At 60.0% G+C, this 17,872-nt stretch carries 5 protein-coding genes, 2 tRNA genes and 3 rRNA genes; 9 read left to right on the top strand and 1 reads right to left on the bottom strand.

The window, feature by feature from the left end; translation table 11 throughout:
• Positions 1-118 precede the first annotated feature (118 nt).
• The 9 genes from tyrS (at position 119) to recD (ending at position 16,326) form a co-directional block, all read left to right on the top strand.
• Positions 119-1,318: a tyrosine--tRNA ligase gene (gene tyrS / locus LG385_RS18210; protein ID WP_225775374.1), complete on the top strand. Its 1,200-nt coding sequence runs from the start codon at positions 119-121 to the stop codon at positions 1,316-1,318.
• A 513-nt stretch (positions 1,319-1,831) separates the two neighbouring features.
• Positions 1,832-3,368 (top strand): 16S ribosomal RNA (locus LG385_RS18205).
• Between the two features lie 79 nt (positions 3,369-3,447).
• A tRNA-Ile gene (locus tag LG385_RS18200) sits at positions 3,448-3,524 on the top strand.
• A gap of 7 nt (positions 3,525-3,531) precedes the next feature.
• Positions 3,532-3,607 (top strand) — tRNA-Ala (locus tag LG385_RS18195).
• Between the two features lie 236 nt (positions 3,608-3,843).
• Positions 3,844-6,731 (top strand): 23S ribosomal RNA (locus LG385_RS18190).
• Between the two features lie 125 nt (positions 6,732-6,856).
• Positions 6,857-6,972, top strand: a 5S ribosomal RNA gene (gene rrf, locus LG385_RS18185).
• The 16S, 23S and 5S rRNA genes sit together here with 2 tRNA genes alongside, the layout of an rRNA operon.
• Before the next feature lie 152 nt (positions 6,973-7,124).
• Positions 7,125-10,583, top strand: coding sequence for an exodeoxyribonuclease V subunit gamma (gene recC, locus LG385_RS18180; RefSeq protein ID WP_225775373.1), 3,459 nt, complete (start codon positions 7,125-7,127; stop codon positions 10,581-10,583).
• Positions 10,580-14,263 (top strand): exodeoxyribonuclease V subunit beta, encoded by a 3,684-nt coding sequence (recB, locus tag LG385_RS18175; protein WP_225775372.1) that lies wholly within the window; start codon positions 10,580-10,582, stop codon positions 14,261-14,263. Before recC ends, recB begins: the two co-directional genes overlap by 4 nt.
• On the top strand, positions 14,260-16,326 hold the full coding sequence (gene recD / locus LG385_RS18170; protein ID WP_225775371.1) for an exodeoxyribonuclease V subunit alpha: 2,067 nt from the start codon (positions 14,260-14,262) through the stop codon (positions 16,324-16,326). The genes recB and recD overlap by 4 nt, the downstream gene beginning before the upstream one ends.
• On the opposite strand, the gene LG385_RS25550 is transcribed toward recD, so the two are convergent.
• Complete coding sequence (locus tag LG385_RS25550; protein ID WP_318781405.1) at positions 16,304-17,851, bottom strand: amino acid ABC transporter permease/ATP-binding protein; 1,548 nt, start codon at positions 17,849-17,851, stop codon at positions 16,304-16,306. The two genes, recD and LG385_RS25550, sit on opposite strands and share 23 nt — an antisense overlap.
• Between the last annotated feature and the right edge of the window lie 21 nt (positions 17,852-17,872).

Genomic DNA, 17,872 nt, shown 5'->3' with positions numbered 1-17,872 from the left:
GGCAAGCTTTCCCAGACGCTTTTGCCTGAGGGCCGAGTCACATCGCCGTGCTGCTTGGGTTTGAGGCGGCGATCTTGTATGTTGGGCGTTTTTGAATCGCAGCCTTGTGGGGCTTTATATGCACTCTATTGACGAGCAGCTGGCGCTGATCAAGCGCGGCGCGGAAGAGGTATTGGTCGAGGCGGAGCTCATCGAGAAGCTCAAGCGCGGGCAGCCGCTTCGAATAAAGGCCGGTTTCGACCCAACGGCACCCGACCTCCACTTGGGCCACACCGTGCTTATCAACAAGCTGCGGCAGTTCCAGGATCTGGGGCATCAGGTGATCTTCCTTATTGGTGACTTCACCGGAATGATCGGCGACCCCAGCGGCAAGAGCGCCACGCGCCCGCCTCTGACTCGGGAGCAGGTGCTGGAAAACGCCGAGACCTACAAAACCCAGGTGTTCAAGATTCTCGACCCCGCCCGCACCGAGGTGGCGTTCAACTCCACCTGGATGGACCAGATGGGCCCGGCGGACTTCATTCGCCTTACTTCCCAGTACACGGTGGCGCGGATGCTGGAGCGCGATGACTTCCAGAAGCGCTACAGCGGTAACCAGCCGATCGCGATCCACGAATTCCTCTACCCGCTGGTGCAGGGGTACGACTCCGTTGCCTTGCGGGCAGACGTGGAGCTGGGCGGTACCGATCAGAAGTTCAACCTGCTGATGGGCCGCGAGCTGCAGCGTGGCTATGGGCAGGAAGCACAGAACATCGTGACCATGCCGCTGCTTGAAGGCCTGGATGGCGTGAAGAAGATGTCCAAGTCCCTGGGCAACTATATAGGTATCCAGGAAGCGCCCGGCGTGATGTACAGCAAGCTGCTGTCTATTCCCGACACCCTGATGTGGCGTTACTTCGAGCTGCTGAGCTTCCGCTCCATGGCCGAGATCGACGGCTTCAAGGCCGACGTTGCTGCCGGCGCGAACCCCCGGGATATCAAGATCAAGCTCGCCGAGGAAATCATTGCTCGCTTCCACGGTGAAGAAGCTGCCGCGAATGCGCATCGCGGTGCGGGTAACCGTATGAAGGAAGGGGAGCTGCCTGAAGACCTTCCAGAGGTAGCGCTGGTAGCCAAAGAGCCTATGCCTATTGCAGCGGTGCTCAACCAGGCAGGCCTGGTGAAGAACTCTGCGGCTGCGCGCGATCTGCTCAGCGCAGGCAGCGTGCGTATAGATGGTGAAGTAGTGGACCGCTCCTTTGTATTCCAGCTGGGCGCAACGCACGTTTGCCAGGCGGGCAAAAAGGCCTTCGCACGCATCACGCTGAGCGCCGAGTAAGTTTTTCAAGAAAGGTGTTGACGCCCTCTCGAAAGCCCTTATAATGCGCCCCACTTCCAGCGACAACGGAACGGCAAACTTCTTGAGAATCAACAAGTTAGCAGCTCGGGTAAGCCGGAAGTGGCTTCGATCTCCGGATCGGATGCGGTGAGAAAGGGGGTTGACAGCAGGTGGTAACGCTGTAGAATTCGCCTCCCGCTTCGAGAGGTTAGCGAAGCAGTCAAGTGTTTGAAGTTGAACGAGAAATTCTGAAAACTTCCAAAATAAACGCTTGACACGATGTAAGGTTAGCGTAGAATGCGCGCCTCGGTTGAAGCGAACAGCTCAACCAACCGCTCTTTAACAAAATGAATCAAGCAATTCGTGTGGGTGCTTGTGAGTTGGACTGATTGTCACAATGATTATCAGCATCACAAGAACTCAAACGAAGAAATTCGAATTGAGTGGCTTCCTTCGGGAAGTCTTGCGATTGCTGAGCCAAGTTTAGGGTTTTCTCAAAACCCAAGCAGTATTGAACTGAAGAGTTTGATCATGGCTCAGATTGAACGCTGGCGGCAGGCCTAACACATGCAAGTCGAGCGGATGACGGGAGCTTGCTCCCGGATTCAGCGGCGGACGGGTGAGTAATGCCTAGGAATCTGCCTGGTAGTGGGGGACAACGTTTCGAAAGGAACGCTAATACCGCATACGTCCTACGGGAGAAAGTGGGGGACCTTCGGGCCTCACGCTATCAGATGAGCCTAGGCCGGATTAGCTAGTTGGTGAGGTAAAGGCTCACCAAGGCGACGATCCGTAACTGGTCTGAGAGGATGATCAGTCACACTGGAACTGAGACACGGTCCAGACTCCTACGGGAGGCAGCAGTGGGGAATATTGGACAATGGGCGAAAGCCTGATCCAGCCATGCCGCGTGTGTGAAGAAGGTCTTCGGATTGTAAAGCACTTTAAGTTGGGAGGAAGGGCAGTAAGCGAATACCTTGCTGTTTTGACGTTACCGACAGAATAAGCACCGGCTAACTCTGTGCCAGCAGCCGCGGTAATACAGAGGGTGCAAGCGTTAATCGGAATTACTGGGCGTAAAGCGCGCGTAGGTGGTTTGTTAAGTTGAATGTGAAATCCCCGGGCTCAACCTGGGAACTGCATCCAAAACTGGCAAGCTAGAGTACGGTAGAGGGTGGTGGAATTTCCTGTGTAGCGGTGAAATGCGTAGATATAGGAAGGAACATCAGTGGCGAAGGCGACCACCTGGACTGATACTGACACTGAGGTGCGAAAGCGTGGGGAGCAAACAGGATTAGATACCCTGGTAGTCCACGCCGTAAACGATGTCAACTAGCCGTTGGGAGCCTTGAGCTCTTAGTGGCGCAGCTAACGCATTAAGTTGACCGCCTGGGGAGTACGGCCGCAAGGTTAAAACTCAAATGAATTGACGGGGGCCCGCACAAGCGGTGGAGCATGTGGTTTAATTCGAAGCAACGCGAAGAACCTTACCAGGCCTTGACATCCAATGAACTTTCCAGAGATGGATTGGTGCCTTCGGGAACATTGAGACAGGTGCTGCATGGCTGTCGTCAGCTCGTGTCGTGAGATGTTGGGTTAAGTCCCGTAACGAGCGCAACCCTTGTCCTTAGTTACCAGCACGTTAAGGTGGGCACTCTAAGGAGACTGCCGGTGACAAACCGGAGGAAGGTGGGGATGACGTCAAGTCATCATGGCCCTTACGGCCTGGGCTACACACGTGCTACAATGGTCGGTACAGAGGGTCGCCAAGCCGCGAGGTGGAGCTAATCTCACAAAACCGATCGTAGTCCGGATCGCAGTCTGCAACTCGACTGCGTGAAGTCGGAATCGCTAGTAATCGCGAATCAGAACGTCGCGGTGAATACGTTCCCGGGCCTTGTACACACCGCCCGTCACACCATGGGAGTGGGTTGCACCAGAAGTAGCTAGTCTAACCTTCGGGGGGACGGTTACCACGGTGTGATTCATGACTGGGGTGAAGTCGTAACAAGGTAGCCGTAGGGGAACCTGCGGCTGGATCACCTCCTTAATCGACGACACAGCCGCCCATAAGCACCCACACGAATTGCTTGATTCCTTGTAAAAGACGATTAGGTTCAGATCTAACTGGGTCTGTAGCTCAGTTGGTTAGAGCGCACCCCTGATAAGGGTGAGGTCGGCAGTTCGAATCTGCCCAGACCCACCAGTTGTTTGGGGCCATAGCTCAGCTGGGAGAGCGCCTGCCTTGCACGCAGGAGGTCAGCGGTTCGATCCCGCTTGGCTCCACCACCTTCATCGGTCAAAGCTTAGAAATGAGCATTCCCTCGGTTCGAGGCCTGAATGTTGATTTCTGATCTTTTTCAGAATCGTTCTTTAAAAATTTGGGTATGTGATAGAAAGATAGACTGGACAGCACTTTCACTGGTGTGTGTTCAGGCTAAGGTAAAATTTGTGAGTTGAATCGCGAATTTTCGGCGAATGTTGTCTTCACCACCGTACGATCCCGAGATTGCTTGGGGTTATATGGTCAAGTGAATAAGCGCATACGGTGGATGCCTTGGCAGTCAGAGGCGATGAAAGACGTGGTAGCCTGCGATAAGCTTCGGGGAGTCGGCAAACAGACTTTGATCCGGAGATCTCTGAATGGGGGAACCCACTCAGCACAAGCTGAGTATCTTGTACTGAATCCATAGGTGCAAGAGGCGAACCAGGGGAACTGAAACATCTAAGTACCCTGAGGAAAAGAAATCAACCGAGATTCCCTTAGTAGTGGCGAGCGAACGGGGACCAGCCCTTAAGTTGATTTGAGATTAGCGGAACGCTCTGGAAAGTGCGGCCATAGTGGGTGATAGCCCTGTACGCGAAAATCTCTTGTCAATGAAATCGAGTAGGACGGAGCACGAGAAACTTTGTCTGAACATGGGGGGACCATCCTCCAAGGCTAAATACTACTGACTGACCGATAGTGAACCAGTACCGTGAGGGAAAGGCGAAAAGAACCCCGGAGAGGGGAGTGAAATAGATCCTGAAACCGTATGCGTACAAGCAGTGGGAGCAGACTTGTTCTGTGACTGCGTACCTTTTGTATAATGGGTCAGCGACTTATATTCAGTGGCGAGCTTAACCGAATAGGGGAGGCGTAGCGAAAGCGAGTCTTAATAGGGCGTTTAGTCGCTGGGTATAGACCCGAAACCGGGCGATCTATCCATGGGCAGGTTGAAGGTTAGGTAACACTGACTGGAGGACCGAACCGACTACCGTTGAAAAGTTAGCGGATGACCTGTGGATCGGAGTGAAAGGCTAATCAAGCTCGGAGATAGCTGGTTCTCCTCGAAAGCTATTTAGGTAGCGCCTCATGTATCACTGTAGGGGGTAGAGCACTGTTTCGGCTAGGGGGTCATCCCGACTTACCAAACCGATGCAAACTCCGAATACCTACAAGTGCCGAGCATGGGAGACACACGGCGGGTGCTAACGTCCGTCGTGAAAAGGGAAACAACCCAGACCGTCAGCTAAGGTCCCAAAGTTATGGTTAAGTGGGAAACGATGTGGGAAGGCTTAGACAGCTAGGAGGTTGGCTTAGAAGCAGCCACCCTTTAAAGAAAGCGTAATAGCTCACTAGTCGAGTCGGCCTGCGCGGAAGATGTAACGGGGCTCAAACCATACACCGAAGCTACGGGTGTCACGCAAGTGACGCGGTAGAGGAGCGTTCTGTAAGCCTGTGAAGGTCAGTTGAGAAGCTGGCTGGAGGTATCAGAAGTGCGAATGCTGACATGAGTAACGACAATGCGAGTGAAAAACTCGCACGCCGAAAAACCAAGGTTTCCTGCGCAACGTTAATCGACGCAGGGTTAGTCGGTCCCTAAGGCGAGGCTGAAAAGCGTAGTCGATGGAAAACAGGTTAATATTCCTGTACTTCTGGTTACTGCGATGGAGGGACGGAGAAGGCTAGGCCAGCCTGGCGTTGGTTGTCCAGGTTTAAGGTGGTAGGCTGGGATCTTAGGTAAATCCGGGATCCCCAGGCCGAGAGCTGATGACGAGTGCCTTCGGGCATGAAGTGGTCGATGCCATGCTTCCAGGAAAAGCTTCTAAGCTTCAGGTAACCAGGAACCGTACCCCAAACCGACACAGGTGGTTGGGTAGAGAATACCAAGGCGCTTGAGAGAACTCGGGTGAAGGAACTAGGCAAAATGGCACCGTAACTTCGGGAGAAGGTGCGCCGGCGAAGGTGAAGGGCTTGCCCCGTAAGCTTTTGCCGGTCGAAGATACCAGGCCGCTGCGACTGTTTATTAAAAACACAGCACTCTGCAAACACGAAAGTGGACGTATAGGGTGTGACGCCTGCCCGGTGCCGGAAGGTTAATTGATGGGGTTAGCGCAAGCGAAGCTCTTGATCGAAGCCCCGGTAAACGGCGGCCGTAACTATAACGGTCCTAAGGTAGCGAAATTCCTTGTCGGGTAAGTTCCGACCTGCACGAATGGCGTAACGATGGCGGCGCTGTCTCCACCCGAGACTCAGTGAAATTGAAATCGCTGTGAAGATGCAGTGTATCCGCGGCTAGACGGAAAGACCCCGTGAACCTTTACTATAGCTTTGCACTGGACTTTGAGCTTGCTTGTGTAGGATAGGTGGGAGGCTATGAAGCGTGGACGCCAGTCTGCGTGGAGCCATCCTTGAAATACCACCCTGGCAACCTTGAGGTTCTAACTCAGGTCCGTTATCCGGATCGAGGACAGTGTATGGTGGGTAGTTTGACTGGGGCGGTCTCCTCCCAAAGAGTAACGGAGGAGTACGAAGGTGCGCTCAGACCGGTCGGAAATCGGTCGTAGAGTATAAAGGCAAAAGCGCGCTTGACTGCGAGACAGACACGTCGAGCAGGTACGAAAGTAGGTCTTAGTGATCCGGTGGTTCTGTATGGAAGGGCCATCGCTCAACGGATAAAAGGTACTCCGGGGATAACAGGCTGATACCGCCCAAGAGTTCATATCGACGGCGGTGTTTGGCACCTCGATGTCGGCTCATCACATCCTGGGGCTGAAGCCGGTCCCAAGGGTATGGCTGTTCGCCATTTAAAGTGGTACGCGAGCTGGGTTTAGAACGTCGTGAGACAGTTCGGTCCCTATCTGCCGTGGACGTTTGAGATTTGAGAGGGGCTGCTCCTAGTACGAGAGGACCGGAGTGGACGAACCTCTGGTGTTCCGGTTGTCACGCCAGTGGCATTGCCGGGTAGCTATGTTCGGAAGAGATAACCGCTGAAAGCATCTAAGCGGGAAACTTGCCTCAAGATGAGATCTCACTGGAGCCTTGAGCTCCCTGAAGGGCCGTCGAAGACTACGACGTTGATAGGTGGGGTGTGTAAGCGCTGTGAGGCGTTGAGCTAACCCATACTAATTGCCCGTGAGGCTTGACCATATAACACCCAAGCAATCTGTGTAAGCACAGAGCGCGGCGGTGAAGACACACCGAAAATTGGCGACATCACAAACATCACATACCCAGATTCGCGACCGCGTGCAAACGGGGCCGCTACCGAATTTCTTGACGACCATAGAGCATTGGAACCACCTGATCCCATCCCGAACTCAGCAGTGAAACGATGCATCGCCGATGGTAGTGTGGGGTTTCCCCATGTGAGAGTAGGTCATCGTCAAGATTCAAACCCAGAACCCCTGATCGCTTCGCGATCGGGGGTTTTGTCTTTTCTGGCCCTCGAAAACGCCACTGCCCCGCGGCCTCACACGCCTTGCGACCCAAAGGCAGTAGTGGCATCGTCTCCCTCCAATTCTTTATCTCCGGGACGGCGGAATGTCAGCAACCGAAGCCATTACACCAGGGTTCATGGTCATCCATGGCAACCGCCCCGATGACTTGCGCAGCCTGGTAGTGGAGTGGATGCGGCGTTACCCGCTGCGGCCCTTGCAAAACGAAGTTGCCCTGGTACAAAGCAACGGTATCGCCCAGTGGCTGAAGATGGCCCTTGCCCAAGATCCGGAGAACGGCGGCTGTGGCATTGCTGCTGCGATCGATGTGCAATTGCCCGGCAGCTTCATGTGGCAGCTGTACCGTGCCGTACTGGGAAGGGACCTGATTCCTGAAGTGTCGCCCTTGGACAAAGTGCCGCTCACCTGGCGGCTCATGCGCTTATTACCCTGCCTCGTGCTCAAGCCCTCATTCGAGCCACTGGCGCGTTTCCTTGGCGACGACACGGACATGCGCAAGCGTTACCAGCTCGCCCAACGTCTGGCAGACCTCTATGACCAGTACCAGGTGTACCGGGCGGACTGGCTGGAGGATTGGGGCAACGGTGCGTTTCAGCTTCGCTCGGCAAGAGGGGAGGCGAAGCCGCTGGCCGAGGCCAACAGATGGCAAGCTGCGTTATGGCAAGCGTTGCTCGAGGACGTAGGCCAGGAAGGTATGGCCCAAAGCCGGGCAGGCGTGCATCAGCGCTACATGGAAGTTATCACCACAGCGCAAACCCCACCGGCTGATTTGCCAGAACGGGTCATCGTCTTCGGCATATCGTCCCTGCCTGCCCAGATACTTCATGCGCTTGCCGGGCTCTCCCGCTTCACCCAGGTGCTGTTGTGTGTGCATAACCCGTGTCGCCATCATTGGGCCGACATCGTCGCCGATAAAGACCTGCTCCGCCGTGAATACCGGCGCCAGCAACGCAAGTCAGGTATGCCGCTTCAAGTAGAGGCGCAAGACCTTCACCAGCATGCTCACCCCTTGCTGGCCGCCTGGGGTAAACAAGGGCGCGACTACATCAGCCTGCTCGATGAATTCGACCAGCCAGACAGCTACCGTGGCGCATTCAGCGACGGCAAGATCGACCTCTATAGCGAAAGTGACACCCCCACCCTCCTGAGCCAACTGCAGAACGACATACTGGAACTACGGCCCTTACGGGAAACCCGCGAGCTATGGCCTGCGGTTAACCCGGCAACAGATGACTCCATTCGTTTTCACTTGGCGCACAGCCCCCAACGCGAAGTAGAAGTGCTGCACGATCAATTGCTGCAGCGTTTTTCCGCCAACCCGGATCTGAACCCCCGGGACGTAATCGTGATGGTGCCGGATATCAATGCCTATGCCCCACACATACGGGCAGTATTTGGCCAGGTGCCGCGGGACGACCGTCGTCACATACCCTTCACCCTCAATGACCAAGGCCAGCGCGGCCGTGAGCCCTTGTTGATTGCGTTGGAGCATTTGCTGCACCTGCCGGATAGCAGATTCGCGGTCGGTGAAGTGCTGGACCTTCTCGACGTGCCGGCGCTACGGGCGCGTTTTGGTATACCCGAGCAATCCCTGGCAATTCTCCATGGCTGGATCGAAGGGGCGGGCATTCGGTGGGGGCTGGATGCACGGCAGCGCACGGCACTGGGGCTGCCCGAAGGGATCGAGCAGAACAGTTGGCGGTTTGGCCTGCGCCGCATGCTGTTGGGCTACGCGGTAGGCGGCGAAGCCGGCTTCGACGGGATAGAACCATACGACGAGGTCGGTGGGCTGGATGCTGCTCTGGTTGGCCCGCTGTATGCGTTGGTCGATCGTCTTGACCATTGGTATCAAACCCTCGCTTCGCCCGCCGCTACCCAGGAGTGGGGTGAGCGCCTGCAGCAGCTGTTGGTGGACTTCTTCGTGCCGGAAGACGAACACGCCGAGTACCTGCTCATTCAATTGGATGAGCTGCGGGACCAGTGGCTGCAAGCTTGCGAACATGTGGAGCTGCAGGACGCCCTGCCGCTTACGGTCGTGCGTGAAGCCTGGTTGGTTGGGCTGGATCAGGGCAGCTTGAACCAGCGCTTCCTGGCGGGCTCGGTGAATTTCTGCACCTTGATGCCCATGCGCGCCATTCCCTTCGATGTAGTGTGCCTGCTGGGCATGAATGACGGCGATTATCCCCGCGCGCAGCCGCCCCTGGATTTCGACCTCATGGCTGCGGACTACCGCCCAGGCGACCGCTCGCGACGGGAAGACGACCGCTATCTGCTATTGGAGGCATTGTTGTCTGCGCGGCACCAGCTGTACATCAGCTGGGTAGGCCGTAGCATTCGCGACAATACCGAGCGGCCGCCGTCGGTACTGATCGGCCAACTACGTGACCACCTCGCCAGCGGCTGGCGGCTAGAAGGGGAGGAGAGCGACAGCACCGAGCTGCTCCATGGGCTCACCTTGGAGCACCCGCTCCAGCCTTTCAGCGCGCGGTATTTCGAGGCAGGCCACGAAGGGCTTTTCAGTTATGCGCATGAGTGGCAGCGGGTGCATGAACCGGTGCAAGCGCTGAGCGTGGAACAACCGCTTCCGGCGTACACGCTGGATGCGCCCATCGCGCCTGATGTGCTTGCCAATTTCCTCCGTAACCCCGTGAAGCATTTTTACACGCAGCGGCTGAAGATCTACTTCGAAGAGCTGCAAGGCGCGCTGGATGAAGCCGAACCCTTCACCCTCGACGGCTTGCAGCATTATGGGCTGAGCCGGCACCTGCTCGATGCCGCCGTGCTCGCCGGCGACAGCGAGCTGAACACAGTGTTACAAGCCCACGCCCAACGCTTGCAGGCTGCGGGCCGGCTGCCGATGGCGGGGTTTGGCGAACTGCTGCAGGCCGAATTGATTGCGCCGTTGCCCGACCTGATCACACGTTACCAGGGCTTGCTGGTGCGCTGGCCACAACGGCTGGACAGCGCCTTGCCGCTTCACTTCGAAGCGCAAGGCATAGCAGTCGAAGGCTGGCTGGGCGGCGTGCACGAAGGCAGCGATGGGTCACTGCTCAGTGTTACCTTGGTGGCCAACGGCATCAACACGCGCAGCGGCCGCAAATGGCCTCGCCTGATCGAAACCTGGGTGCAGCACCTCATCGCCTGTGCTGAAGGCCTGCCGCTACACAGCGCCGTGGTGGCGACTGACATTACCCTGATGTTGCCGCCACTGGAGCAGTCCGTCGCCAGCGGGCACTTGGCTGGCCTCTTACAGGGCTGGCACCTGGGCATGGCGCAGCCCCTACCTGTCGCTGCTCGTACCGCCTTTGCCTTCCTCGACGCCAAGGACCGTGACGCTGGAATCAAAGCCGCTCAGCTGGCCTATGACGGCAGCGATTTTGGTGCCGCCGGCGAGCGCACCCGCGACATGGCCCTGGCGCGCCAATACCCGGACTTCAACGCCCTGACTCAGGACGAAACCTTCGAAGGCTGGGTAGAAACGTTGTACCAACCCTTGCATGCCGCCCCCTGGGCAGACCTTTCCGCTCAGGAGAACAGCCGATGACGCGCCCCTTGGCATTGACCTTTCCCCTGCGCGGCAGCCAGCTGATCGAAGCCAGCGCCGGCACCGGGAAAACCTTTACCATCTCGGCGTTGTATCTACGCCTGGTGCTCAACCATGGGGGCGAGGCCTGCGGGTTCGGGCGGGAGCTACTGCCGCCGCAAATCCTGGTAGTGACGTTCACCGATGCCGCCACCAAGGAACTGCGTGACCGTATCCGCACCCGTTTGGCGCAAGCGGCGCAGTTCTTTCGGGATGAAATCCCGGCGCCCGACGACCTTGTGCGGCAGTTGCGAGAAGACTACCCCGACAGCCAATGGCCGGCCTGTGCAAGTAAGCTCGACGCCGCGGCGCAATGGATGGACGAAGCCGCGGTGTCCACCATCCATGGCTGGTGCCAACGCATGTTGCGCGAGCACGCCTTTGACAGCGGCAGCCTGTTCACCCAAAGCCTGGAAACCGACCACAGCGAGCTGCTGGGCGAAGTGGTGCGCGACTACTGGCGGCAATACTGCTACGGCATGGTCGGCGACACCCTCACCTGGGTGCGCGAACACTGGAAGTCCCCAACAAGCCTGCTGGCGCGCGTGCGTGCGTTGCTGAGCGGTGCGCAGCCACTGGACGAAGCCGCGCACCCGGGCCATCACATCGAGAGCGGCTTGCAGCGCCGGCTGGAGGAGCTGTCTCGCATCAAGCAGCCATGGGCAGAATGGGTCGAGCAGGTGCGGGCCTTGCTGCTGCAGGGCATTGCCGATAAAGCCGTGGACGCGCGCAAGCTTCAGCCGCGCTATTTTGAGCCCTGGCTGCAAGGGCTGGCAGACTGGCACGCCGATCCGAACCTTCACACACTGGACATCGGCAAGGGCTTTGAGCGGCTTACACCGGAAGGCATTGCCGAGGCATGGAAAACCGACCCGCCCAATCATGAAGCCTTCGAAGCGATGCTTACCCTGCGTGATCGCCTCAAAGGCTTGCCGGACCCAGGCGCGGACGCGCTCCAGCATGCGGCGGCGTGGATTGCGCATCGCTTCGAACACGAGAAGCGTCGCCGCGCCGAAATGGGTTTCGACGACATGCTGCTTCGCCTGAACGCCGCCTTGCGCGGCAGCGCCGGCGAAGCGTTGGCCGAAGTGATCCGCACGCAGTTCCCGGTGGCCTTGATCGACGAGTTTCAAGACACGGACCCGATCCAATACACCATTTTCGAGCGCATCTATCAGATCGCCGATAACCGCACAGACCTTGGCATCTTCCTTATCGGCGACCCCAAGCAGGCGATTTATGCGTTCCGCGGCGCCGATATCCACACGTACCTGCGCGCTCGCCGGGCCAGTGCCGGGCGCCTGCACAGCCTGGGTACCAATTTCCGCTCCAGCCACGCCATGGTGACAGCAGTCAACCGTGTGTTCGAACAGGCCGAGGCGCGCGAGCAGGGGCGTGGCGCGTTCCTGTTCCGCGAAGCAGATGACAACCCGGTACCGTTCCTGTCGGTGGAGGCGCAGGGGCGCAAGCAGGAATGGGTAGTACAGGGCGAGCCCCAGCCTGCATTGACGTTCTGGGCGCTCGATAGCGAGAAGCCCGTGGCCAACGGTGTCTACCGCGATCAACTGGCGCCGGCCTGCGCGAGCGAAATCGTGCGCCTGTTGGAATTGGGGAAGCGCGGGCTGTGCGGCTTCCAAGCCGGGGACGGCACACTCAGCCCGCTCGCACCTGCCGACATCGCGATCCTGGTGCGCGACGGTGGCGAGGCGCGGGCGATACGCGCTCAACTACGGGCGCGAGGCGTGCGCAGCGTTTACCTGTCGGACAAGGAGTCGGTGTTTCACAGCCAGGAAGCACTGGATGTGCTCGCCTGGCTGCGCGCCTGCGCCGAGCCGGACGCCGATCGTTTGCTGCGCGCCGCGCTGGCCAGCGTCACCCTGGCCCGCCCTTTGTCCGAGCTGGAGGCGTTGAACCGCAACGAACTGGCCTGGGAAGCGCGGGTGATGCAATTTCGCGAATACCGCGTGCTCTGGCGCACCCAGGGTGTACTGAGCATGCTGCGCCGCCTGCTGCACGATTTCGACATGCCCCAGACCCTCACCGCCCGAGCGGACGGGGAGCGCATACTCACCAACCTCTTGCACCTTACTGAATTGCTGCAGCAAGCCTCCACCGAGCTGGACGGCGAACAAGCACTGATTCGGCACCTGGCGGAACGGCTGACCAGCACCCACGACGGTGGCGACGAGCAAGTGGTGCGCCTGGAAAGCGACGAGCAACTGGTGAAGGTGGTGACCATTCACAAGTCCAAGGGCCTTGAGTATCCACTGGTATTCCTGCCCTTCGTCTGCAGCGCCCGCCCCGTCGATGGCAGCCGGCTGCCGGTGAGCTGGCACACCCCCGAGGGTGAAGTGTGCGTGTCCATGGCACCCGACGATGCCGCCATTGCTGCTGCCGATGACGAGCGCTTGGGCGAGGACCTGCGCCTGCTCTACGTTGCGCTCACGCGGGCCCAATACGCCTGCTGGCTGGGCGTGGCCGACCTCAAGCGTGGCCGTGAAAGCCGCTCTGCGCTGCACCGTTCGGCGCTGGGCTACTTGCTGGGGGGCGGCCAGCCCTTGGCGGAATCCCCTGCGCTCGGCGATTGGCTCGCCACCGTGCAAGGCGGCTTGCCCGCTTTAGCGGTATGCCCAGTGCCGGAAGCGACCGGAGAGATCTATGTGCCGCCGCGCAGTGAGCGCCAGCCGCGGCCGGCCCTTACCCCCGCGCGGCGGGCGGCGGAGCACTGGTGGATCGCGTCCTACAGCGCCTTGCGTATCGCCGAAAACGTCGATGGTGGCCTGGCCCCCGACAGCCTGCGCGCGCAAAACCTGCTGGACGATGAGCCCCTCGGCAACGCCACGTCCCTGGGGCCTGCCCAGGGCCCGATCCACCAGTTCCCGCGGGGCCCTCACCCTGGCACCTTCCTTCACGGGCTACTGGAGTGGGCGGCACGCGAAGGCTTTGCCGCGCTTGCCCAGCGGCCCGCCCTGATGCGCGATACCTTGGCCCGGCGTTGCGCCACCCGCAGCTGGAGCGGCTGGATACCCACCCTTGAGCAATGGCTGGGCGGCATGCTGCAGGCGCCGCTGCCATTGGGCGACGGGCAGGAGGCTTGCCTGGCCGAGCTGGCCACGTATCGTTATGAAATGGAGTTTTGGTTCGCCAGCAGCGAGGTGGACGTTCACCGGCTCGACACCCTGGTTCGCCAGCACACCCATCATGGGGCGGCGCGCGCCGCGGCAGAAGGCGGGCGGCTCAACGGCCTGTTCAAGGGCTTCATCGACCTGTGCTTCGAACACAACGGGCGCTATTACGTGGCCGATTACAAATCCAACTGGCTCGGCCCGGACGACTCCAGTTATTCGCCGCTGGCCATGGAGGCCGCGATCCTCGAACACCGTTACGACCTGCAATATGTGCTGTACCTGCTGGCGCTTCACAGGCAACTGAAGGCTCGCCTGCCGGGCTACGACTACAACCAGCACATAGGAGGCGCCTTGTTCATATTCCTGCGCGGTTTGAGCGCCCCTACGCGAGGCGTGTATTTCAGCCGCCCACCCCGGGCGCTTATCGAGCAGCTCGACCTGCTGTTCCAGGGCCGCCTGGAAGACGCCGGCCCGGGTGAGCAGGCTGATCTGTTCCTGGGGGCCTTGGTATGAGTGAACTCACGCTTGAACAGAAAGAAACCACCTCGCCCCTGGCATCCATCGACGGCCTGTTTCGCTTGCTGCGGCTGTGGGTGGAGCGCGGGTGGCTGCGGCCGCTGGATGAAGCCCTGGTACGTTTCTTCGCCGAACGAGTGAGCACGGCCGACCCTCTGGTATTGCTCGCCGCCGCGCTCACCAGCCACCAACTGGGCCATGGCCACGTATGCCTGGACCTGGAGCAAACCCTGCTGGAGCCGGATTTTGCGCTGTCCTTGCCACCGGAGGGGGACGCCGGCCTTTCGGGTGAAGTGCTGCCCTCCCAGGTGCTCGCCACGCTGGAGCTTGCCCAATGGCTGCACACCTTGAGCGCCTCCCCTTTGGTGGCGACAGGCGCCCTTGGTGCAGCGGATTGCCCCCTCGTACTCAATGGCAGCCGCCTGTACCTGCGCCGCTACTGGAATTACGAGCGCGCGGTGGACGGTGCTTTACGGCAGCGCCTAGCGCAGCCTTCGGAGGTTCCGGCTGACCTGGGTGAACGCTTGGATGCGCTGTTCCCTCATCAGGCGTCCATGCCGGTGGACTGGCAGAAGCTGGCCTGTGCCCTGGCTACCCGCTCGGCCCTGAGCATCATCACGGGCGGCCCGGGCACCGGCAAAACCACCACGGTGGTACGCCTGCTGGCGTTGCTGCAAGGGCCTCGGGTCGAGGCGAACCGCCCGTTGCGCATTCGCCTCGCCGCGCCTACCGGGAAGGCCGCCGCCCGCTTGACCGAATCCATCGGCCTGCAAGTGCAGGGCCTGGACGTCGCCGACGCGATCAAGGCGCGTATCCCCACCGATGTCACCACGGTGCACCGTTTGCTGGGTAGCCGGCCCGGCACGCGGCATTTCCGCCACCACCGGGGTAACCCCTTGCCGCTGGACGTGCTGGTGGTGGACGAAGCGTCGATGATCGACCTGGAAATGATGGCCAATTTGCTGGAGGCGCTGCCGCCTAAGGCGCGGTTGATCCTGCTGGGCGACAAGGACCAGCTCGCATCGGTAGAGGCCGGCGCGGTGCTGGGCGATCTGTGCCGCGACGCCGAGCAGGGCTATTACACGCCAGCCACTCAAGCCTGGCTAGAAGCGATTGCCGGGCAAAGCCTTTCCACAGCTGGCCTGCAGGAGGGTACTGACGCCGAGCATGCCCTGGCGCAACAACTGGTGATGCTGCGTTATTCCCGGCGCTTTGGGGAAGGCAGTGGCATTGGTGAGTTGGCCCGCTGCGTCAACCAGCAGCGGCCTGAAGATGCCCGGAAGGTGTTGAACGATCGCTCGCTGGAAGACATCGCCAGCTGCCGCCTGCATGGCGAGCAGGATCAGGCGCTGGAGCGCCTGTTGCTCAACGGGGCGACCAAGGGCGCCGGTGCCCGCACAGGCGGCCCCCTCGGCTATCGGCACTACCTTACCCTCGTGCAGCGCAACCGCCCTGCAGCCACCGCTTCACTTGAAGACCCCGCCTGGCTGGTATGGGCAGGTGATGTATTGCGCGCCTTCGATACGTTCCGCCTGCTATGCGCGGTGCGCAAAGGCCCCTGGGGCGTTGAGGCGGTGAACCAACGGGCGACCCGGGCGCTGTACGCCGCCGGCCTCATTGAAAGCGACCATCACTGGTACGAGGGGCGGCCCGTACTGATGACCCGCAACGACTACGGCCTGGGCTTGATGAACGGGGACATCGGCATTGCCTTGCGCTTGCCCGAAGCCGAAGGTTCGTCACGGCTCACGCTGCGCGTGGCCTTCCCGCGCAACGACGGGCAGGGCGGTGTTCGCTTCGTATTGCCCAGCCGCCTGACCGATGTGGAAACCGTGTACGCCATGACGGTGCACAAGTCCCAGGGCTCGGAATTCGAGCACACCGCGCTGGTGCTGCCCGATGCGCTGAACCCGGTGCTGACCAAGGAGCTGATCTACACCGGGATCACCCGCGCCAGGCGCTGGTTCAGCTTGGTGGAACCGCGCCCCGGGGTGTTCGAGGAAGCGGTAAAACGCAAGGTGCGCCGGCTCAGCGGGCTTATGCTCGAGCCCGCTCGCTGAGCGACGGCGAGGCTTCTTCTTCCAGGCCGATAAAGCGGCGCACCCGTTGCGCCGCTGCCTCGGTACGGATGGCCTGGGGCGACCCATCGAATGCGACCTTGCCGTTCTCCATGAAAATCACCCGGTCTGAAATAGACAAGGCGAAGTCCATTTCATGGGTCACGATCACCAGGGTCATGCCTTCGTCGGCGAGGTCGCGGATGACCTTCAACACTTCGCCCACCAGCTCCGGGTCCAGCGCGGAGGTGGGCTCGTCGAACAGCATGATCTCAGGGTTCAGCGCCATGGCGCGGGCGATGGCCACGCGTTGCTGTTGGCCACCGGACAACTGTTGCGGGTATTTGTACGCGTGGGCCAGCAAGCCAACCTTATCCAGCAGGGCCAGCGCCCGGCGCTCGCTTACGGCTTTGGGCTCGCCATGGTAGCGGGGCGCCAGGGTGAGGTTATCCAGCAGGGTGCGGTGCGGGAACAGGTTGAAATTCTGGAACACCATGCCGATGCGCCGAATACCCTGGCGCACCCGTGCAGTGTTGGGCTTGTCCCCGGCGCTGATATAGCTCTCTCCAAACAGCACCACTTCACCCTGCTCGATGCTCTCCAGTGCGTTGATGGTGCGAATCAGCGAGGTTTTCCCCGAACCCGACGGCCCGATGATAGAAATCACCTCGCCGGCGGCGACGGTCAGGTCGATGCCCTTGAGCACCTCGTGCTCGCCATAACGCTTGTGCAGGTTGCGCAGTTGAAGGGCCGGCGCCGCGCCGCGAGCAGGCACCGGTTCGCTGGGCCGCGTGGCCGCCGCCGGTACGCTGCGGAGCTGGGCCAGGGCGTGTTCGTTCAAGGCTGCGGGTGTGCGACGGTTGAGGTCCAGCGAACGCTCCAGCCACTGCAGCAGCCAGCCGAATACCGTCACGATCAGCACGTAATACGCGCCGACCGCGGCCAGGGTTTCCATCACCAGGAAGTTCTGCGCATACAGCCGCTGGCCAACGGTGAGCAACTCGGTGAGGGAAATCACCGACACCAGCGAGGTCAACTTCACCACGGTGATGTATTCGTTGATCAGCGTGGGCAGCGAAATGCGAAACGCCTGCGGAATCACGATCAGCCGCTGCAGGCCCACGGTATCGATGCCCAGCGCGCGGCCGGCTTCCCGTTGGCCCTTGAGCACCGAGATAAGCCCACCACGGTGAATCTCCGCCATGTACGCCGCTTCGGTCACTACCAGGGCGAACAAGCCGGAATAGAACGGGTTGGACAGCACCGCGCCGGTGGCCGGGAACAGCTGGGGCAGGTTGTACACGAACACCACCAGCACCAGCAGCGGAATACTGCGGAAGAACCAGATGTAGGCGCTGGCTGGCAGGCTTAGGAACCGCGATGTCGACAGCTTGGCCGACGCCAGCAAGAAGCCCAGTATCATCCCCAGGAACCACGCCAGGGCGCTCAACGCGATGACTGTGACGCAGGCTTTCCAGAAGTCCGCCATGGAAAACAGCGAAACAAAATAACTCCAGTCGAATTGCATAGGCACCTCAGGCGCCGCCCC

This window comes from Pseudomonas sp. Marseille-Q5115 (assembly GCF_916618905.1).
Classification (GTDB): Bacteria; Pseudomonadota; Gammaproteobacteria; order Pseudomonadales; family Pseudomonadaceae; genus Aquipseudomonas; species Aquipseudomonas japonica_A.
This window is presented reverse-complemented; position numbering and strand designations above follow the sequence as displayed.

What these genes read in the sequence shown, in the direction of transcription:
- tyrS (WP_225775374.1), top strand. Translation starts at nt 119, where the DNA reads ATGCACTCTATTGACGAGCAGCTGGCGCTGATCAAGCGCGGCGCGGAA.
- recC (WP_225775373.1), top strand. Translation starts at nt 7,125, where the DNA reads ATGTCAGCAACCGAAGCCATTACACCAGGGTTCATGGTCATCCATGGC.
- recB (WP_225775372.1), top strand. Translation starts at nt 10,580, where the DNA reads ATGACGCGCCCCTTGGCATTGACCTTTCCCCTGCGCGGCAGCCAGCTG.
- recD (WP_225775371.1), top strand. Translation starts at nt 14,260, where the DNA reads ATGAGTGAACTCACGCTTGAACAGAAAGAAACCACCTCGCCCCTGGCA.
- LG385_RS25550 (WP_318781405.1), bottom strand. Translation starts at nt 17,851, where the DNA reads ATGCAATTCGACTGGAGTTATTTTGTTTCGCTGTTTTCCATGGCGGAC.